The sequence below is a fragment of the Pseudomonas sp. FW305-96 genome (assembly GCF_058783825.1).
In genome coordinates, this window is record NZ_JBYSYW010000027.1 from 23,444 (window position 1) to 43,455 (window position 20,012).

Here is a 20,012-nt window from a genome sequence, read left to right on the forward strand (position 1 = left end):
GCGCGGCGGCCCCGGGGCGCGAGGAACTGCTGCTTCTGCGCCTCGCTGCCGAACTTGAGGATCGGCACGCAACCCACCGAGTTGTGCACACTCATGATGGTTGAGCAGGCGCCGTCGCCGGCGGCGATCTCTTCCAGAGCCATGGCGTAGGCCACATATCCTGTGTCGCTGCCACCGTACTGCTCCGACACCAGCATGCCGAACAGGCCAAGCTCGGCCATTTCCTCAATGGCCTCCTTGGGGAAGCGGTGCTCCTTGTCCCACTGCTCGGCGAACGGCTTCAGCCGCTCCTGGGCAAACGCCCGCACTGAGTCAGCGATCTGTTGTTGCTCGTCAGTTACCAGCATGATTCACCTCAGTACAGGCATTCGACGGCCATGGCCGTCGCTTCGCCACCGCCTATGCAGATGGCCGCCACGCCACGACGCAGGTTGTTCTGGCGCAGGGCCGACAGCAGGGTCACCAGGATACGCGCGCCCGAGGCGCCGATCGGGTGGCCCAGGGCGCAGGCGCCGCCATGGATGTTGACTTTGTCGTGGGGCAGGTCGAGGTGCTTCATGGCCGCCAGGGTGACCACGGCGAAGGCCTCGTTGATCTCGAACAGGTCGACCTCGGAAAGGTTCCAGCCGGTGCGTTTCAGCAGCTTGTCGATGGCACCGATGGGGGCTGTCGGGAACAGCGCCGGGGTGTCGGCGAAAGCCGCATGACCATGGATCACCGCCAGAGGTTTCAGGCCACGCTTCTCGGCTTCGGAGCGGCGCATCAGCACCAGCGCCGCAGCACCGTCGGAGATCGAACTGGAGTTGGCCGCAGTGACGGTGCCGCCTTCACGGAACGCCGGCTTGAGCTGCGGGATCTTGTCCAGGCGCGCTTTCGGCGGCTGTTCGTCATCCTTGATAACGCGCTTTTCCCTACCCTCGGTGACTTCCACCGGGACGATCTCGGCAGCGAAGCGACCATTCTTGATGGCGTCCTGCGCCCGGGTCAGCGAAGCGATGGCGAAGTTGTCCTGGGCCTCGCGGCTGAATGCACCGTTCTGCGCGCAGTCCTCGGCGAAAGTGCCCATCAGCCGACCCTTGTCGTAGGCATCTTCCAGGCCATCCATGAACATGTGGTCGATGATCTTGCCGTGCCCCATGCGGTAGCCGCCGCGGGCCTTGTCCAGCAGGTACGGGGCATTGGTCATGCTCTCCATGCCACCGGCGACGATGACGTCGGCGCTGCCGGCGAGCAACTGGTCATGGGCCAGGATCGCCGCCTGCATGCCCGAGCCGCACATCTTGTTCAGCGTGGTGCAGGTGGTGTGCTTGTCGAGCCCGGCGCCGAGTGCCGCCTGGCGCGCCGGAGCCTGGCCCTGGCCAGCCGGCAGCACACAGCCGAACAATACTTCCTGGACGCTGGCGGCATCGATGCCGGCGCGCTCGACGGCGGCACGGATCGCCGCGCTGCCCAGCTGCGCGGCGGTCAGACTCTTGAGGTCGCCCTGCAGGCCGCCCATGGGCGTGCGCACGGCGCTGACGATAACGATCGGATCATTGGCGAGGGTCATGTTCTTTGCTCCTTACCTTACTTGGCAGCCATGCGCAGCGCGCCGTCGAGGCGGATCACCTCGCCGTTGAGCATGCTGTTCTCGATGATGTGGCGGGCCAGTGCCGCGTATTCCTGCGGGCGGCCCAGGCGTGGCGGGAACGGCACCCCGGCAGCCAACGAGGCTCGCACTTCCTCGGTCATGCCGGCCATCATCGGGGTTTCGAAAATGCCTGGGGCGATGGTCATCACACGGATGCCAAAACGCGCCAGCTCACGGGCGGCCGGTAAGGTCAGGCTGGCGATGGCGCCCTTGGAGGCGGCATAGGCCGCCTGGCCGATCTGCCCATCGTAGGCGGCGATGGAGGCCGTGTTGATGATCACGCCACGCTCACCGCCCTCGTCCGACTGCCCCTCGGCCATGGCCGCGGCAGCCAGGCGCAGCAGATTGAAGCTGCCGATCAGATTGACGTTGATAACCTTGGCGAAGCTACCCAGGGCGTGCGGGCCGTTCTTGCCGAGGACCTTCTCGGCACCGACGATGCCAGCGCAGTTGACCAGACCATGCAGGCTGCCGAAGGCGCTGACGGCGGCATCGACGGCCGCCTTGGCCGCCTGTTCGTCACTGATGTCGGCCACCGCGAATCGGGCATTTGTGCCCAGCTCGGCGGCCTTGGCCTCAACTGCCGCAGCATTCAGGTCGACCAGCATGACCTCGGCGCCGGCCTCGATGAGCATCTGCGCGGTGGCGGCGCCCAGGCCCGAGGCTGCGCCGCTGACGATGAAGTGTCTGTTCTGGATTTGCATGGTGATTTTCCTTCAGGCGCCCGCAGCGATCGGCTGCGCGGCTTGTTGTCGGGCGATTTCCTGATTGCGCAGGATGAAGCGTTGCAGCTTGCCGCTCGGGGTCTTGGGCAGCTCGCCGACGAATTCGATTTCACGCGGGTAGGCGTGGGCGTACAAGCGCTGGCGCACGTGTTGGCGCAGGGTTTCCTCCAGCTCGGCACTGCCTTGATAGCCCTGGCCGAGCACCACGAAGGCCTTGATCAGCTCGGTGCGCTCCGGGTCGGGCTTGCCGATTACCGCCGCCTCGACCACCGCCGGGTGTTCGATCAGCGCGCTCTCCACGTCGAACGGCCCGACCCGGTAGCCGGAAGTGGTGATCACATCGTCGCTGCGGCCGACGAAGCTGATGCTGCCGTCCGGGTTCAGTTCGACCGTGTCGCCACTGAGGTAGTACTTGCCGACGAACGCCTTGGTCGGCAGCCCGTGGTAGCCGGCAAACCAACACAGCGGCGACTGCTCACGATCCACCGCGAGGATGCCGGGCTGGCCGGCGGGCAGTTCGTTGCCCTGCTCATCGAGCACCACGATGCGGTGGCCGGGGATGGCGAAGCCGGCCGACCCCATGTGCACCGGGTGCTTGAGTTCATGATGGTTGCACAACACCATGCCCAGCTCGGTCTGGCCGTAGTGGTCGTGGATGGTCACCCCCAGTTCGCCGGCGAACCAGCGGATCACTTCGGGGTTCAGTGGCTCGCCAGCGCTGCTGACCACCCGCAGGCGGCCCTTGATCGGCGCCGAGAAGGTGCTGCCTGCGGCGATCAGCAAGCGGTAGGCCGTGGGTGAACCGGCCAGGTTGGTGATGCCGAGCTTGTCGATGACCCGTGCGCAACTCTCCACGCTGAACGGTCCATCGTAGAAAGTGGTGGCATGGCCCAGTGACAGCGGTCCGGTGACCGCGTAGTACAAGCCGTAGGCCCAGCCCGGGTCGGCCAGGTTCCAGAAGTTGTCCTCGGGAAGCAAGCCAATGGCATCGCGCATGTAGCCCTGAAAGGCGACGATGGCCCGCAATGGCACTTCCAGCGGCTTCGCTGGGCCCGTGGTGCCGGAGGTGAACATCAGCAGAAACGGATCGTCGCCGCGGCGCATCACGGGCTCGCAGACGCTGCTCGCAGCCTCCAGCGCCCGGTGGAAATCCAGCTCGCCATTGCCTGCCCCGACCGTGATGATGAACGGGCAATCCGCCACGTCATCGAGCTTGGGCCGGTTGTTGCAATCGGTGACCACCACCCTGGCATGGGACTGCTCGAGGCGGTGCTCGATGGCCTTGGGGCCAAATGCAGTGAACAGCGGCTGGTAGACCGCACCCAGGCGCCAGGTGGCGAGGATGGTTACCAGCAATTCGGGCGTACGCGGCATCAGCCCGGCGACCCGGTCGCCGGCCTGGACCCCTTGGCCTTTGAGCACATTGGCCAGGCGGCTCGCCATACCCTGCAACTGGTCGAAACTGTAACGCCCACCGTTACCGTCACGGTCTTCCCAGATCAGGGCGGGCTGGTCGCCGCCGGTGTGCCGGTCGCAGCATTCGACACAGGCGTTGAGGGCCTCGAGGTTGCCATGCAGCGCCGCATCGGCGGCCCGGGCATGGTCGAACGAGCGAGCGGCCTCGGCATAATCGCGCATCGTCGGACTCCTGGTTTCTTGTTTTTGGAGTTGAACCATCAGTCCGACGATGTTCGCGCCACGCATCAGGCGCGGCAATGGCCAAAGCTGTCAATCGCGATGACCGGTTTGGCCGTGGCCTGGCTCAGCCCCGCCCACGCTCGCGCCCCATGAGGAACTCGCGGGTCAGTTGCAGCATCTGCGCGTGCTCGTCCGAGGCCCTGTCGATTTCCAGGCTGTCCAGCAACTGGCTGTACTCCAACGCCGACAGCTGCGCCTGACGGCTCTGCAACAGCGAACGTCGAGTGGCGTACACCTGATCAAACGCGTCGAACACGGGTCGATGACGCTCACGCAGATAGCGCTGCCAAAACAGCCGGTGACTGAGGCTCTCGGCCAGGCCCATGGGTGATTCAGCCACGCGCACGGTCTGGAACGCTGCTTCGATCTGATCGACGTCGACTGCGGCGGCGTCGGCATACAGCATCGAGTGGGGTTGCTCCGGCAACGACAGTCTCTGCCGCAGTTGCACACGGTAATACAGCGCAGTTGCGATCTGGTCGACATCATTGTCCACAGCGATACGCGCCATGATGTCCCGGCGGGCGAACCACTCGACCTCCTCCAGGCGGAAAAGGCCACGCCCCAATGCCAGCAGTTCATCGCCTCGCGCCTGCGCCGTGTTGCGTTCCGCGGCGTCGATGACTTGCTGGATGAGGAGATCGCTGAATCGATCGGCAACGCTGTTTTCGCAGCTCAGTTCCAGGGCTGCCAGGCCGTGCACCCTGTTGCGCAGATCGCTGTTCCCCTGCAATGCGCCAAGCAGTCGCCAGACACGCTGCTCCAGCACCGCCCGGGCATTGCTGTAATCGGCCGTATGCAGCAGATGGCCGAGCAGCGTGAACAGGCCCTCACTGCCCGGCATGACCTGCAGCGCGTCCCATTGCGTGGCCCTGGCATTGCGGACGGCCTCGTCCGCGCAAGCAATCCAGGCGGCGCGCGTCTGCACCGGGTCGACCAACCGCCGCGCTTGCGGCAGATGGTGATGCTCCTGGATAAGATCCAGGGCGTACAAGCCATGGATATCGCGCCTGCGCAAGTTGTTGCCGCGCACCAGGAAGGCACGTCGGAAAACATTGGGCATGGCCAGGATTTCCGGGGGAACCGTGGCCAGTTCGTTGTCACGCAGGTCCACCCGCTCAAGCCCTTCGCAAAGCTCGATGCCAGACGGCCACTCGATCAGGCGGGTATGACGCAGATTCAGCTCGACCAGGTGCGACAGCTGGTTGTAGCGGAAGTGATAGGCACCCAAGGGGTTGTAGCTCAAGTCAAGATGGGTCAGGTTGGGCAGCCCATTGAGCGCATCGAGGCCGATGCGGTCCAGCCGAATATTGTTGTGCGCCAGCCGCAAGCGGCGCAATTCGATCAGGTAGGCGAGGCCCCGAGGGACTTGCAACAGCCTGTTGCTGCTCAGATTCAGCTCACGCAAGGCAGTGAAACAATGCAGAAACTCCTCGTGTACACCGGTCAGGGTCCCCTCGGCCAATGTCAACACGGTAATCCTTGAGAAATCCACCTGAGCCGGCAGTTGCGGCAATGTGGTCACCCGCAGGTTGATGAGGCTCAAGCGCTGCCCGGCCGGCTGCCCGGCCACGGCCTGTATCGGTTCCCCTTGTAGCCGCCAGGCCCGCCGCATCTGCATGGCAAAACGCTCGCGTATCACCTGCCGGGCGGGATTCAGCTCCGCGTCCACCCATCGGTTCAGGTGTACATTCAACTGCTCCGCGTCGTCCTCCAGGTTGGCCAGGTGTTGAAAAATCGGCCCCTCAAGACGCAACAGCCGCTCATATTCCGGCTCGAGCTGCTGCTCATCAAGCCCAGGATAGATCCCGCGCAACCGATCGAGCATGCGCTGCCGGGGACTGCTGCCACTGCCCGCGCGCCCACTGAGCAGGTAACCTACGCGGCCATCCGCTAGCCGGTGGCCAGGATTGACCCAGCCGGCTGCGTGCGGTAGCTCCAGCAGATCGGCCAGGCCCTCGCGCGAAAAGGGCAAGTGCTCAAGCAAACGCTGGCGCAGTTGTTCACGTGAGAGGCTGCCCAAGGCCTGCCGATGGTCCTCCGTCAGCACGCCCATGATTGCATCGAAAACGTCGGCGTTCCTGCCCATGCCCAACGGTACCGGTTCACCCAGCGAGTCGTAGAGCGAGAACGCACCCTGCTGATGCAACAACCTGAAGCGTCGCGTTCCGGTGACCTCGGGAAAAACCTGCGCGATGATGCGCCCATCGACGGCGCCGTCGCGCAACTCCAGATCAACGTCACGCGGCCATTCGGGCAGCGTGCGCAATGACGCCAACAGCAAATGCCCACTGTTGTCATGATAGGCCTCCGGCAGGTACAGACCTTCAACCGCTCTGTTCAGACTAGCCAGGCGCAGCAGGGTCCGCGCCCGGCTGGCCAAGGCCAATGGGAGACGTTGTGTGCGGGTTGCGATCGAACGCTGCGCATCGCTGACCTGGCTGACGACTTCCCGCGCGTACAGGTCAGGCAATCCTGGAAAGTCCCGACTCACCAAGAGCAGGAGCGGGTCGTCCGGCACATCAGACTGGGTCAGGTACGCGAACATCTGGCGACGCAGGGTCGGTGCCTCGCGCAACAACATCGAACGCAATGCAGTGCCCTGGCCTGTCAGGCCTGCCCGCGTCCGGCACCATTGCAACAACGCCCCTTCCTCGGGCGACAACGCATCACGCTGCAGGTGCGCGAAGAATGTTCCGATACGCGCATGAGCCTCAAAGCGCTGCAACGTGTCGCGCAGATTGAAAGGTACCCGACGCCCTTCCACCAGCAATCCCCGCAACTCGTCCTGATCGATGCCGGAACAAAGCAGGATCTGCTCTGCCTGGTTGGCATCGAAAGGTGTGGCCAGCGCCCAGAGGCTGTTCAGCATCCTACTGCTGTCGTTCCATTGCAGCGGATGCTCCTGGCGCAGCATCCAGCTCCGCTCGCCGTTGTGCTCGACAACCGGGCCATAGCCACCCTCGCGCAAGGGGTGGCGCAGACGCCAAGACCGTGAAGGTCCCTCTCGATGGACCTGATAGAATCGCCCGCCATCGCGCATCAGACGATGTTCACCAACGCCGTACAGTCCATCTTCCTGCAACGATTCCTCATCTCGCAGCACGGCATAAACCTCAAGGTCGTCATGCCACAGCCGATGCTCACCCTGCACACTGACGGGCACAAGTTCATCGACGAACGCGCTGCGCACCAGACCTGCGCCCACCCCAACCACAGCTCCGACCGCCACGTTCTCGGCAACCCCGAGCATGTGGTTCAGCGCTTCGTGCTGATGACCGTGGTGCCAGTCCATAGCCCCTTCGTAGACCTGCGCCAAGGTCTGTACGACGAACTGACCCAGCAGTAAGGCGCCGACCTCCGGAATGAAGAACCCCGCCAGGTTGAACAAACCCAGTCCCACTGACTTCCAGGTGTCGAGCCTGCGCTGCGCAGCCAGCTGGCTGGCTTGCGCTGTCGGTACCAGGAGCAGCCGGGCATCAGCTTTGACCCGCTCGATCTGCTGCGCGACCACCTCATCGAAGATATTGCTCGAAAGTGTGTAGCCTTCGACCTGCAGGTCCGTTTCATCATCCTTCAATCGAAGCTCGAGGGTGGACAGGAACTCGGCGCGCTCCTTGAGACTGACCAGGCGGCTGAAAGATTGGCGGTAAGCCTTCTGACGCAGTTGCCTCACCAACTCGTCGCTCAGTGCCTTGCGCGACGCAAAGCTGCGCAGTGCCCGTTCCGGATCGCTGGGCAGGTACAGGATGACCCCCGCGTCCTGACCGTCGACATCGCGCAGGACGATGACCACTGCATCAACGATGGTCTGGTCAAGAACCTTGAGCGCCCCCGCATAACCATGCAGATTGCTGCCATGTGCTTCTTCGCCCTTGGCCAGCGCCCGCAGGACGATTTGCTCGTGAGGGCTGACCTGCCCTTTCAATGCCGCAATCTCGGTGGCCAACGCCAGGCCATCACGCTTGTCCTGGACCAGTTCCTGGCGTGCCGCGCCAAGCACCCTGTCCAGCAAGGCCTGATACTGTTGGCCCGCGTCGAGCTGGCGGACAGCGTGAACCAACGTGTCGAGCCGGTCGTAAACCAACTGGTTGGTCCCAGCATCGACCAGCCCCGTACCTGTCCAGAAATCCGCACCTTCATGAAAGTTCTGCATCAGCCTCAGCAAGGCAGGCTGCACACGCTCCCCAAGCTCTATCTGGGGCATCTGCAGATTCGGAAAACGGCTGGTGTTGCGCAGTACCACTTCCCGCCACTGCAATTGATCGATGTTCAACGCCGCCGGCAACAGGGGAGCGTTTTTCTCTTTGGCGAACTGCTGCAGCGGTATCAGCTCAAGCGTGGCCTGGCGCAGTCGCTCCTGACTTTCCCGGTGCCGGGCAAAGCGGTCTCGCAGCGCCCTGATCTGTCCACGTGAAGCCCTGGCCAGCCAGTCAGGCAAACGACTTGCAATAAAGTCATCGGTTGGATTTACGCCCCTTGCTTGAATCGCCGTTGATGGGGTTTGGTGGTGCTGGTTCATCCTTGACGCCTCCTGGGTGATCGGAGGCGCCACGATGGCGCCAGATCCCTCGCCAAGGCAGAGGGAAAGCGCCCAGGCAAAGTACGCGCAGGCTCAGTAAGGACGCCCCTCACCAGCCGCCAAGGCTTGCAGGGTCAGGCGCAGGACCAGCGCCGCGACCGCCTGCTGGCGTTCGCCCGACAGCTGCACGCTCTGCTCCAGATAAGCACCATGGGCCAATGCGTGGCGCCCGTCATAGAGCTGCTCCTCACGTGCCCAGAATGGCTGCTCGACCTGTTCGAACTGCGCTAGGCCAGACTGACCTCGACCTCATCGACCGCGAGCCCTGCGCCGTTCGGAACGTTACGCGCATACCGCGCCGCGAGCCGCTGCATATGCAGGCGTGCCTGGTGTTCGACCCGCTCCGGGCGAAACAGCCGACGCGCCAACCCAAGACGCACGCTCTCGCCCTCTGCCGGCGGCAAGCCCGTGCCTTCGAAAAAACTGGCGTTAGCCTCGAAGTTGCGCAGCATGCGCTGCTGCAAGGGCTCCTGGACGGTCTGAAGCTCGATCCTCGGAAAATCAAGCGGGTTTTGCGGCCGGTGCAACGTGCCGTGGCCCTCGCGCCAGTACAGATGCTTCAGGTTCTGCGTCAGCTCCAGAGGCGCAATGACTTCGGATGGCAGCTTACGTGCCACGAACAAATCCAACGGTTCGATTTTTTCGAAGGCCGTGGCCAGGTGTGTCTGGGTCGCTCTATGCGCCCGGGCACTGTCACGCAGCCGGTTGATCGCGCTTGCGCCGGCGCCTTTGAGCCAGGCTGGCAGGTGCTCGGCGATAAAGTCGTCAGTGGCATGTGCCAGTTTGGCGGTACGAGCCGCCTCCTTCGAGGCGACTGCGGGTGTAGTCATGCTGGAATTCCATGTCGGGGTCAGAAAGCCCCGACTCTGCGCAATTCGCTCAGGATTCGGCAGCAGGAACCGTGCCCCCGGAACCCTCATGTCCCAACGCCACCGTGCGGTACTGCCCAGGGTTGCAACCAAACCACTTGCGAAACGCCTTGTAGAACGAACTGCTGTCAGCGAAGCCGAGGCGCTGGGCGATATCGCCCAGCCCGACGGCCGGGTCGGCCAGCCAGGCGATGGCCAGTTCGCGGCGAACACTGTCCTTGAGCCCCTGGTAGGTCTGCCCTTCCTCGGCAAGGCGACGGCGCAGGGTCGATACCGACATGCAAAGGTCGCTGGCCAGGCCCTCGGCATCCGGCCAGCTGGCCGGGTCCCGCCCACGCAGGTCACCGCGCAGGCGCCGGGCCAGACTTGCCGGGTCGCGGTACTTGACCAGGATGTTGCCCGGTGCTTCGGCGAGGAACCGCTGCAACTCCTCCGGGTGGCGGCGCAACGGCAGGTCCAGGCAATCGGCGGCGAGGATCATGCGCGTGCGCGGCCGGTCGAACTGCAGGTTTTCCGAGAACATCACCCGATAGTCGTCGCAGAATAGCGGCTCGGCACAACGCAACTCGATGGCCAGGATCGGGATGCGGCGCCCGGCGAGCCAGCAGGCCACACCGTGCACGATCATCCAGAAGGTGAAGTAGGTGAAGGCCCGGCGTGGCGCGTCACGCGGCTCGTTGATGACGATTTCGGCCAGGCCCTGCTGGCGCACCAGGCTTGGCTGCAGGTCCTCGAGCATCAGGCCAAGGAACGCCAACGCGGTCTCGATACCAGCGGCCAGGGTCGGCTGTGCCATGCTCGCCCGACACAGGAACGCCAGGCTGCCACTGCGCAGGCCGCGCGGATCCATGGCGAAGAACTCATCGTTGCAGCGCCGCGCCAGCAGGCGCCAGAGCCGGGCATAGGCCTCGGCGCCGACACGCGCCTCGGGCAGGTCAAGCTGGCCGGCATCGATACCGGCACGCGCCAACAATGCCGTATCGGCACCCGCCGGGCAGGTCTGCAACAGCGCCTCGCGCACCAGTTGCATGGAGATGGTGTCTTTCTCGCTCATCGACCGTCCTGTCGTCACATTGCCGGCCATCTTAGGCCGCACCGCTGTAAACAGCTATCACACGCCGGCCGCCAGGCCCAGGAACGCCTGGATCAGGCGCAGCTCCCGGCGCCGCTCCAGGCAACCGACCATATGCTGGTTGACCAGGCCGGCGCCACTCAATGGCCGCGCCACCACCCGCGGGTCATGTGCCACCTCGGTGGACGACACCACACCGATACCCAGCTCGGCCGCCACGGCCTCGGCCACCGCCTCGCGGCTGTCCAGCTCCAGCAGCACCCGCGGCTGCACCGCGGCATCGGCGCAAGCCTTGTCGAAGGTGCGGCGAGTGGTCGAGCTGGGTTCGCGCAGCACCATGATCTGCTTGTCCAGCTCGGCCAGCGGCAAGTCATCGGTGGCCGTGGCCCAGGCATGCCCCACCGGCAGCAGGGCGCACAGGCGCGACTGGCAGAGGCTCTGCAGGTGCAGCCCCTTGCGTGGCTCGATCTCGGTCAACACCGCCACATCGGCATGTTCGGTCAGTAACGCGGCCAGGGTTTCCTGGGCATTGCCCAGGCGCAGGTTGACGGTGATGCCCGGGTAACGCTCGCGCAGTTGCGCCAGCATGGGCATGACTCGGTGCGGACCGTCGGCGGCAACTTCCAGCCGCCCGGTGAGCAACTGCCGGTTGGCCTCGAGCATGGCCTGGGCCTCTTCGGCCAGGCCGAACATGGCTCGGGTGATGGCCGCCAGGCGCGTACCCTCCTCGGTCAGCTCGACCCGCCGTGCGGTTCGCCGCAGCAACGTGATCTGGTAATGCTCCTCTAGCGCCTTTACATGCCCGGTCACCGCCGGCTGGCTGATGAACAGGCGCTCGGCGGCACGGGTGAAGCTGCCCTCGCGGGCGACGGCATCGAAGGCACGGAGCTGGAACAGGTTCATATCTATCGGCCTGACTTATGGCTGGCATATCTACAAACAATTTGATTGATGACACGGTGAATTGCAACCTAGCCCCACTAGCTTCCAGCCCACCGCAAGTGAGGAACCACGGAATGAGCAACGCCCCGATCCTGCTGACCCCCGGTCCACTGACAACCTCGATCCGCACCCGCCAGGCCATGCTCGTGGACTGGGGCTCGTGGGACCGCGACTTCAACCAACTGACCGCCAGCGTGTGCGAGCAGCTGCTGGCCATCCTCGACGGCAGCGCCACCCACCACTGCGTGCCCCTGCAAGGCAGCGGCACCTTCGCCGTCGAGGCCGCCATCGGCACCCTGGTACCCCGGGACGGCAAGGTACTGGTGCTGATCAACGGCGCCTACGGCCAACGCCTGGCCAAGATCTGCAAGGTACTGGGCCGCGCGTACAGCACCTTCGAGACCGCCGAGGACCAGCCAACCACCGCCGCGGACGTCGACCGCCTGTTGGCCGCCGACCCCGCCGTGACCCACGTGGCACTGATCCACTGCGAGACCAGCACCGGCATCCTCAACCCGCTGCCAGAGATCGCCCAGGTGATCAAGCGTCATGGCAAACGCCTGATCATCGACGCGATGAGTTCGTTCGGCGCACTGCCAATCGACGCCCGCAAGATTCCCTTCGAAGCGCTGATCGCCGCCTCCGGCAAGTGCCTGGAAGGCGTACCCGGGATGGGCTTCGTCTTCGCTGAAAAAACCGCCCTGGCCGCCGCCGAAGGCAATGCCCACTCCCTGGCCATGGACCTGCACGACCAGCACGCCTACATGACCAAGACCGGCCAGTGGCGCTTTACCCCGCCGACCCACGTGGTCGCCGCCCTGCACGAAGCGCTGCAGCAATACAACGAAGAGGGTGGCCTGCCCGCCCGCCACCAGCGCTACGCCGACAACTGCCAGACCCTGCTCGACGGCATGGCAAAAATCGGCCTGCAGAGTTTCCTGCCCGCCGAAATCCAGGCACCGATCATCGTCACCTTCCACGCGCCAAACGATGCGCGCTACCAGTTCAAGGACTTCTACGAGCGGGTCAAGGCCAAGGGCTTCATCCTCTACCCCGGCAAACTGACCCAGGTCGAGACCTTCCGTGTCGGTTGCATCGGCGTGGTCGGCGCCGAGGGCATGCAGGCCGCCGTGAACGCCGTGGCCGAGGTGCTGCGGGAAATGGAAGTACTGGACATCTGATCTTCTGCCTACCCAATTCAAGGAAACTGCGCACATGAACTACAGCAACCCTACCCAGCTGCAAGCCGCCATCCTCGACTGGGCCGGCACCGTGGTCGATTTCGGCTCGTTCGCCCCCACGCAGATCTTCGTCGAGGCTTTCGCCGAGTTCGACGTTCAGGTGTCCATCGAGGAGGCCCGTGGGCCGATGGGCATGGGCAAATGGGACCATATCCGTACCCTGTGCGACGTGCCGGAGATCGCCGAGCGCTACCGCAAGGTGTTTGGCCGCACGCCGAGCGATGATGACGTCACCGCCATCTACGAACGCTTCATGCCGCTGCAGATCGAGAAGATCGCCTTGCACTCGGCGCTGATCCCCGGCGCGCTGGACACCCTTACCGGCCTGCGCAAGGGAGGCTTGAAGATCGGCTCCTGCTCGGGCTATCCGAAAGTGGTGATGGACAAGGTGGTGGAGCTGGCGGCACGCAATGGCTACGTCGCCGACCACGTGGTGGCCACCGACGAAACCCCGAACGGCCGCCCATGGCCGGCCCAGGCCCTGGCCAACGTGATCGCCCTGGGGATCGACGATGTGGCGGCCTGCGTGAAGGTCGACGACACCGTGCCGGGCATTCTCGAAGGCCGCCGCGCCGGGATGTGGACCGTGGCGCTGGTGTGCTCGGGCAATGCCCTGGGGCTGACCTGGGAAGGTTACCAGGCCTTGAGCGCGGAAAAGCTGGAGAGCGAGCGCAAGCGTATTCACGCGATGTTTGCAGGGTCGCGCCCGCACTACCTGATCGACACCATCAACGAGCTGCCCGAGGTGATCGCCGATATCAACCGGCGGTTGGCCAAGGGGGAGATGCCGCAGGCTTGCTGATCGTCCGCGTGATGGCCATCGCCGGCAAGCCGGCTCCCACAGGAGCCGGCTTGCCGGCGATGAGGCATCTTCAGACCGACCGGTTAAGCTTCACCCACGAGGCAAACTTGTCGATGAACCCCTGCAGGAACGGCCGGGTCTTGTCGCTCAACTTGCCACTGTCATCGAACAACGTTGCCGCCCCACCGAGGTAAGCCTCGGGCATCTGCATGCACGGCATATCGAGGAACACCAGCGACTGGCGCACCGCATGATTGGCACCAAACCCGCCGATCGCCCCCGGCGACACGCTGGCCACCGCCGCCGGCTTGCCAGCCCACACGCTCTGCCCATAGGGACGCGATCCTACATCAATGGCATTTTTCAACCCCCCCGGCACCGAACGGTTGTATTCCGGCGTGACGAACAGCACCGCGTCGCTGCGGCGGATCTCGTCGCGGAAATGTTTCCACGCCTCAGGGGCGCCCTCGGCCTCGACATCTTCGTTGTACAACGGCAGATCGCCGATCTCGACGATTCGCAGGGCAAGGCTGGACGGCGCCAGCTCAGACAGCGCGCGGGCCACCTTGCGGTTGTAGGAGTCCTTGCGCAAGCTGCCGACGACGACCGCTACCGAATAGACCTGGCTCATGGCGTTTTGCAACCTCTGCTCTGGGAATGGGACCAGTTAGTTATAGATGACCGTTCCTCGGCTTCGCGGTTTTTTTCCATTCGGCTGAAAACTTCCCGGGCGTTTCACTGGTCTATGTCTACAGACATTTCCTACACGATTCAGAGGTTTCCACCTAAATGGCAGCAGTAATGGTCGGCCAGTTCCACGCCCGCGACGCCGAAGGCCGTATCTACCCGGTCCACGAGTTCCAGGAGTCCACCCTCCAGGCCGACGGCAGCACCCTCGGCGCGCCGGTTACCAGCTATCGCCTGGCTATCGGCGACCGCGTCAATCACCTGGGCGACGACCGTTTCGAGCTGGCCCAGACCGGCGTCGAGATCATTCGCATTCCTTGACGCAGTCCACCGTATACAACTGCCCTTCCCGCTGCAGGCCGTGCACGTCGGCGACGAAGCCTGGGAAACCCTGGTCGAAGGCCCGGGCGCAGTTCAGGTAGACCAGGATCGAACGGGTCGCCTCGGTGAAGCGCTCGCCCGGCATGATCAACGGGATTCCTGGTGGATAGGGCACCAGCATCACCGCCGCGACCCGGCCCAGCAGATGCTCGATAGGCACCGCCTCCACCTCCCCGCGCACCATCCGGTCATAGGCCCCGGCCGGAGTCATCGCCACCTCGGGCAAACGGGTGAACAGCTGCTTGAGCTGCCTGGATGTGGCATTGCCACGGTAGAAACCGTGCAGTTGCTGGCACAGGTCGCGCAGCCCCAGCCCCTGGTAGCGTGACGGCTGCTCCACCATCACGCTGGGCAGGCAGTCGGCCAGGGCGGTATTGGCGTCGTAGTGGCGCTTGAATTCCAGCAGCTCGGTGAGCAGCGTGCTCCACTTGCCCTTGGTGATCCCCATCGAGAACAGCACCAGGAAGCTGTACAGGCCGGTCTTTTCCACCACCAGCCCGCGCTCCCAGAGAAACTTGCCCACCACTGCCGCGGGAATTCCATGGCCCTCCGCTGCACCAGCGGCGCCCGGCATCACCAGGGTGACCTTGAGCGGGTCGAGCAAGACATAGTCGTCGCCCAACCCGCCAAAGCCATGCCACTGCGCCCCCGGTTGCAGCAGCCAGTCCGCCGCCTGCAGCTCGCCGGCCTGCGCCGTCGGCGGCTGCCAGATGCTGAACCACCAGTCATCGGCGGCGAGGTGCTCGCGCAGGTTGGCCAGCGCCCGGCGAAAGCTCAGGGCCTCGTCGAACATCTCCTGCAGCAGCGAACGCCCCGCCGGGCCTTCCATCATCGCCGAGGCCACGTCCAGCGAAGCGAGAATGCTGTATTGCGGCGAGGTGGAGATATGCATCATGAATGCTTCGTTGAAACGGTCACGGTCCAACTGGCGGCTGGCACCGTCCTGCACATGGATCATCGAGGCCTGGCTGAAGGCCGCCAGCAGCTTGTGGGTGGAATGGGTGCTGAACAACAGCGGCCCGTCATCGCCACGCGGCGTACCCATGGCATAGCGGCCGACGAAGAACTCATGGAAGGCGGCATAGGCGAACCAGGCCTCGTCGAAGTGCAGCACCTCGACGCTGGCACCCAGGGCTTGCTTGATCATCCCGGCGTGGTAGCACAGGCCGTCGTAGGTGGAGTTGGTGACCACGGCCAGCTTGATCTTTGCAGGCTTTCCCTGGGTCAGCGGATGGGCCTGGATCTTCGCCTGAATAGACGCCGGGCTGAACTCACTGAGCGGGATCGGCCCGATGATGCCCAGTTCGTTGCGTTCCGGGCACAGGTAGATAGGAATGGCGCCAGTCATGATGATCGCATGCACCACCGATTTGTGGCAGTTGCGGTCCACCAGCACCAGGTCACCGCGCCCGACCATGGCGTGCCAGACGATCTTGTTGGCGGTGGAGGTGCCATTGATGACGAAGAAGGTATGGTCGGCGCCGAAGTTGCGTGCCGCCCGTGCCTCGGCGGCGGCCAGCGGGCCAGTGTGGTCGAGCAGCGAGCCCAGCTCCGGCACCGAGACCGACAGGTCCGAGCGCAGGGTGTTTTCACCGAAGAACTGATGGAAGGCCTGCCCCACCGGGCTCTTGCGGTAGGCCACGCCACCGCCATGGCCCGGTGTGTGCCAGGAGTAGTTGGATTGCGCGGTGTGCTGCACCAGGGCCTTGAAGAACGGCGGCAGCAGGCCATCGAGGTAGTTGTGCGCGGCCCGGGCCACCTGGCGGGCGAGAAACGGCACGGTGTCTTCGAACAGGTAGAGGATGCCGCGCAGCTGGTTCAGCTCGCCCATGGCCTCGGCCGGGGCATTCTCCAGAGTGACCTGCTCGCCCAGGGCGAAGATCGGCAGGTTGTGCGCCCGCAGCCGCGCCAGGCGGATCAGCTCGGCCATGTTCTGCAGCAGGCGGCTGTTGTCGCCGACGCCCTCGGCGGCGATCAGCATGCAGGCCAGGCCATGATGAGTGGCAGCCACCAGCCGCGCTTCGGCCTGGTCGGCGGCGGCAAGGATGGCGAAGCCGTCACGCGCCAGTTCATCGGCAATGCCGCGCACCCGCTCGCCGGCGACGCTGTCGGCCTTGATGGCCCGGTGGACGATGAGGATCGGGAACTGCAGGTCCTTGTACATCGGGCGGCTACCTCTGCGGGTAATTTCCCTCAGGGTAGTCGAGTGTGATGCTGTCATCGCCAGGCCGACTCACAAGGTGCAGCGCTGGATGCGCTCCCTGTGGGAGCTGGCTTGCCAGCGATGGGCCGGGCCTGCCTTCGAGTCAGCTGGCGGCTGGCTCGGTCAATGCCTGCCACATCGACGGCCCACCCGCCGACTTGGCGATGGCCGCCAGCCGCTCGGCATGGGCCTCGAGCTCTTCCTCGCTAGCCAGGATCACCCGCCCCGGCGCACGCCCGACGATACGACGGATCTCGCTGCCGGTACCGCCCTGCCCTTCCTCGTCGCCCGCCCCCTCGCCCGCCAGCGACAGGCTGGTCTGGCCACCGGTCATCGCCAGGTAGACGTCTGCCAGCAGTTCCGAGTCGAGCAGTGCGCCGTGCAGCTCACGGCCGGAGTTGTCGATGCCGTAGCGTTTGCACAGGGCATCGAGGCTGTTGCGCTGCCCCGGGTGGCGCGAGCGCGCCATCATCAAGGTGTCGAGGATCGGGCAATGCTGCGAAATATCGGCACGATCCTGCTGGCCGATCAGGGCGAACTCGTTGTTGATGAAGCCGACGTCGAACGCCGCGTTGTGGATGACCAGGGTGGCGCCCTGGATGAACTCGAAGAACTCCTCGGCCACATCGCCGAAACGCGGTTTGCCGACCAGGAAAGCGTCGGTGATGCCGTGGACGTTGATCGCGCCCTCGTCACTCTCGCGGTCGGGCTGCAGGTAGACATGGAAGTGCCGCCCGGTCAGGCGCCGGCCCACGACCTCGACGCAACCGATCTCGATGATGCGGTGGCCTTCGGCCACCGGCATGCCGGTTGTCTCGGTGTCGAGGATGACGAACCGTTTGTCTTGCTGCTGCTCCACGCGGGGACTCCAACTGGCGGTGCTTGAATTCGGGGGTGGGAGTATAACGAAATCGGGGCCGTTTTGCGGTCATCGCGGGGCAAGTCGGGTCGCCGCATCGCCGCTCCCACGCAGCCAGCAGTCATCTCGTGGGAGCGGCGATGCGGCGACCCGACTTGCCCCGCGATTGCCCGCAACACAATCAACGTTGCGCGCGAACCTCATCAACCCCACGATTGGCCAGCTGGTCGGCCCGCTCGTTGCCCGGATGGCCGATATGCCCACGGACCCACTTCCAGGTCACCTTGTGCCGGTTGACCTGCTCATCGAGCTGCACCCACAGGTCGGCGTTCTTCACCGGCTCCTTGGCCGCGGTCTTCCAACCGCGCTTCTTCCAGTTGACCATCCACTCGTTGATGCCCTTCATGACGTACTGCGAGTCGGTGGTCAGCAGCACCTCGCACTCGCGCTTGAGCGCCTTGAGGCCCTCGATCGCCGCCATCAGCTCCATGCGGTTGTTAGTGGTCTCGCGCTCGCCGCCCCACAATTCCTTCTCGACGCCCTTGTAGACAATCAGCACACCCCAGCCGCCCGGGCCAGGGTTGCCCTTGCAGGCACCATCGGTGTAGATCTCGACGCTATCGCTCATGTACCACTCATGTTCAGTGCTTTTCGGATTCGGGATGGGTGGCGCTGCGGTTGACCTTGGCCAGCGGCAGCGGCAGCAGCTTGCCCATCGGCTCGCGGCGCTCCAGACGCAACGGCCGCAGGCCCACCACCATCTTGCGCGCCACCAGCAGGTAGACACCGCCGCCGGCAGTTTGCCAGCCCCCGGCCACGCGCTCCCAGCCAGCCAGGCGCTGTTGCCAGGCCGGCGAGGCAAGCGGCGGACGATAACACCCGAAGCGGCGTTTCTCCAGCGCGAAGCCCAGCAGGTTGAGCCAGTCGCCAACCCGCGACGGCGAGATGCAACGGGCCTTGCGCAAGGCCCCGTGGCTGAAGAAATGGCGCACGCCCCAACTGCTCCAGGGGTTGATCCCGATGATCAGCAGGTGCCCCCCCGGGCGCACGGAACTGGCGGCCTCACGCAGCAGCCCGTGGGGAGACAGGCTGAAGTCCAGGCCATGCTGCAGCACCACCACGTCGGCGGCGTGCTCCGACAGCGGCCAGGCCTGCTCCTCGCAGACGATCTCCACCCCCGGCAGCGGCGCGCCCAGGCGCACGTTGCGCTGCACCTGCGGGGCATTGGGCGGAGGTTCGGCGCAGGGGCCGTAGTGCACAAGGTAGCCACCGAAGAAGCGCCGCAGCTCTTCTTCGAGCAACTTTTCCTCTTCCTTGAGCATCAACTGCCCAAGAGGCCCATCGAACCAGTCGCGGGCCAGGCGGATCAGCTCGACCCAGTCGGGGTCGGCCTGGGCGAAGGCTTGGTCGGTCATTGCGTTCTCCCTCGAAGGTTCTCCGCTCGCGCCATCGCGGCTAAGATGCCCTCAATGTCCAGGCTTGGCGATACGGATCCGCACATGATACAGATCGATGCCCTACCCGCTTTCAACGACAACTACATCTGGTTGTTACAGGATACTGCCAATCGCCACTGCGCAGTGGTCGACCCCGGTGACGCCGGGCCGGTGCGCGCGTGGCTAGAGCAGCACCCGGACTGGGCATTGCAGGCAATCCTCGTCACCCACCACCACCATGACCACGTCGGCGGCGTCGAAGCCTTGAAACAGGCTACCGGCGCCCGGGTGTACGGCCCGGCCAGCGAACCTATCCCGGGCCGCGATATCGCTCTGGAAGACGGCGCCCGCATCGAGGTGCTGGGCCTTGCATTCGAGGTCCTGGCCGTGCCCGGCCACACCCTGGGGCACATCGCCTATTACACTGCGCAATCGCCCACACCGCTACTGTTCAGTGGCGATACCCTGTTCGCCGCCGGCTGCGGCCGCTTGTTCGAAGGCACGCCCGAGCAGATGCACCATTCGCTGCAACGCCTGGCCGCCCTGCCCGCCGCGACCGAAGTGTACTGCGCCCACGAATACACTCTGAGCAACCTGCGATTCGCCCGTGCCGTGGAACCCGACAATGAACACGTTCGCCAACGGTTCGAGGACGTTACCCGGTTGCGCGCCGACAATCGCATCACCTTGCCCTCCAACATTGGCCTGGAGCGCCTGACCAACCCGTTTTTGCGCACCGCTGAAACATTCGTTAAACAAAAAGCAGACGAATGGAAGGGACATTCCAACCCCAGCCAAGCCACTGTTTTTGCTGCCTTGAGGTCTTGGAAGGACGTGTTCTGATAACCCCAAGATATATCGCATCATAGGCCCGATGGTTGACCC

Annotated in this window: 17 protein-coding genes and 1 pseudogene; 4 read left to right on the plus strand and 14 right to left on the minus strand. The window is 64.6% G+C overall.

Annotation, left to right across the window (positions count from 1 at the left end; translation table 11 throughout):
* From AC3WL2_RS18825 to AC3WL2_RS18865, 9 genes and pseudogenes are all read right to left on the minus strand, one after another.
* Window positions 1-347, minus strand: a pseudogene (locus AC3WL2_RS18825) (acyl-CoA dehydrogenase); the annotation flags it as partial.
* Window positions 348-355: 8 nt separating this feature from the next.
* Entirely contained in the window at window positions 356-1,549 is a 1,194-nt protein-coding gene (locus AC3WL2_RS18830) for an acetyl-CoA C-acyltransferase (RefSeq protein WP_046854831.1), read from the minus strand.
* 17 nt (window positions 1,550-1,566) lie between these two features.
* A complete protein-coding gene (locus AC3WL2_RS18835) occupies window positions 1,567-2,334 on the minus strand; it encodes an SDR family NAD(P)-dependent oxidoreductase (protein WP_102683682.1) in 768 nt (255 codons plus the stop codon).
* 12 nt (window positions 2,335-2,346) lie between these two features.
* Window positions 2,347-3,993 carry an AMP-binding protein gene (locus AC3WL2_RS18840; RefSeq protein WP_102683683.1) on the minus strand — a complete coding sequence of 549 codons (1,647 nt, stop codon included), beginning with the start codon at window positions 3,991-3,993 and terminating at the stop codon, window positions 2,347-2,349.
* Window positions 3,994-4,117: 124 nt separating this feature from the next.
* Window positions 4,118-8,575 (minus strand): NEL-type E3 ubiquitin ligase domain-containing protein, encoded by a 4,458-nt coding sequence (locus AC3WL2_RS18845; RefSeq protein WP_102683684.1) that lies wholly within the window; start codon window positions 8,573-8,575, stop codon window positions 4,118-4,120.
* A gap of 93 nt (window positions 8,576-8,668) precedes the next feature.
* Window positions 8,669-8,794, minus strand: coding sequence for a hypothetical protein (locus AC3WL2_RS18850; protein WP_256582603.1), 126 nt, complete (start codon window positions 8,792-8,794; stop codon window positions 8,669-8,671).
* Between the two features lie 68 nt (window positions 8,795-8,862).
* A complete protein-coding gene (locus tag AC3WL2_RS18855; RefSeq protein ID WP_102683685.1) occupies window positions 8,863-9,465 on the minus strand; it encodes a hypothetical protein in 603 nt (200 codons plus the stop codon).
* Between the two features lie 49 nt (window positions 9,466-9,514).
* Window positions 9,515-10,558, minus strand: coding sequence for an AraC family transcriptional regulator (locus AC3WL2_RS18860; protein WP_102683686.1), 1,044 nt, complete (start codon window positions 10,556-10,558; stop codon window positions 9,515-9,517).
* Window positions 10,559-10,615: 57 nt separating this feature from the next.
* Window positions 10,616-11,479 (minus strand): LysR substrate-binding domain-containing protein, encoded by an 864-nt coding sequence (locus AC3WL2_RS18865; RefSeq protein ID WP_102683687.1) that lies wholly within the window; start codon window positions 11,477-11,479, stop codon window positions 10,616-10,618.
* Window positions 11,480-11,592: 113 nt separating this feature from the next.
* On the opposite strand from AC3WL2_RS18865, the gene AC3WL2_RS18870 reads away from it, so the two are divergent.
* Window positions 11,593-12,699: a 2-aminoethylphosphonate--pyruvate transaminase gene (locus AC3WL2_RS18870; protein ID WP_102683688.1), complete on the plus strand. Its 1,107-nt coding sequence runs from the start codon at window positions 11,593-11,595 to the stop codon at window positions 12,697-12,699.
* Between the two features lie 34 nt (window positions 12,700-12,733).
* Window positions 12,734-13,561 carry a phosphonoacetaldehyde hydrolase gene (phnX, locus tag AC3WL2_RS18875; RefSeq protein WP_102683689.1) on the plus strand — a complete coding sequence of 276 codons (828 nt, stop codon included), beginning with the start codon at window positions 12,734-12,736 and terminating at the stop codon, window positions 13,559-13,561.
* A gap of 70 nt (window positions 13,562-13,631) precedes the next feature.
* Here phnX and AC3WL2_RS18880 read toward each other — a convergent pair whose 3' ends face one another.
* Window positions 13,632-14,192 carry an NADPH-dependent FMN reductase gene (locus tag AC3WL2_RS18880; protein ID WP_102683690.1) on the minus strand — a complete coding sequence of 187 codons (561 nt, stop codon included), beginning with the start codon at window positions 14,190-14,192 and terminating at the stop codon, window positions 13,632-13,634.
* A gap of 158 nt (window positions 14,193-14,350) precedes the next feature.
* On the opposite strand from AC3WL2_RS18880, the gene AC3WL2_RS18885 reads away from it, so the two are divergent.
* Complete coding sequence (locus AC3WL2_RS18885; protein WP_028690532.1) at window positions 14,351-14,569, plus strand: hypothetical protein; 219 nt, start codon at window positions 14,351-14,353, stop codon at window positions 14,567-14,569.
* On the opposite strand, the gene AC3WL2_RS18890 is transcribed toward AC3WL2_RS18885, so the two are convergent.
* From AC3WL2_RS18890 to AC3WL2_RS18905, 4 genes are all read right to left on the minus strand, one after another.
* Entirely contained in the window at window positions 14,553-16,793 is a 2,241-nt protein-coding gene (locus AC3WL2_RS18890) for an Orn/Lys/Arg family decarboxylase (protein WP_102683691.1), read from the minus strand. The two genes, AC3WL2_RS18885 and AC3WL2_RS18890, sit on opposite strands and share 17 nt — an antisense overlap.
* A gap of 142 nt (window positions 16,794-16,935) precedes the next feature.
* Window positions 16,936-17,691, minus strand: coding sequence for a DNA polymerase III subunit epsilon (gene dnaQ / locus AC3WL2_RS18895; protein ID WP_102683692.1), 756 nt, complete (start codon window positions 17,689-17,691; stop codon window positions 16,936-16,938).
* 181 nt (window positions 17,692-17,872) lie between these two features.
* Window positions 17,873-18,319: a ribonuclease HI gene (gene rnhA, locus AC3WL2_RS18900; RefSeq protein WP_023629443.1), complete on the minus strand. Its 447-nt coding sequence runs from the start codon at window positions 18,317-18,319 to the stop codon at window positions 17,873-17,875.
* Between the two features lie 13 nt (window positions 18,320-18,332).
* Complete coding sequence (locus AC3WL2_RS18905) at window positions 18,333-19,106, minus strand: methyltransferase domain-containing protein (protein WP_038706475.1); 774 nt, start codon at window positions 19,104-19,106, stop codon at window positions 18,333-18,335.
* 84 nt (window positions 19,107-19,190) lie between these two features.
* Between AC3WL2_RS18905 and gloB the strand changes: the two genes are divergently transcribed.
* Window positions 19,191-19,970 (plus strand): hydroxyacylglutathione hydrolase, encoded by a 780-nt coding sequence (gene gloB, locus AC3WL2_RS18910; RefSeq protein WP_102683693.1) that lies wholly within the window; start codon window positions 19,191-19,193, stop codon window positions 19,968-19,970.
* The last annotated feature ends 42 nt before the right edge of the window (window positions 19,971-20,012 follow it).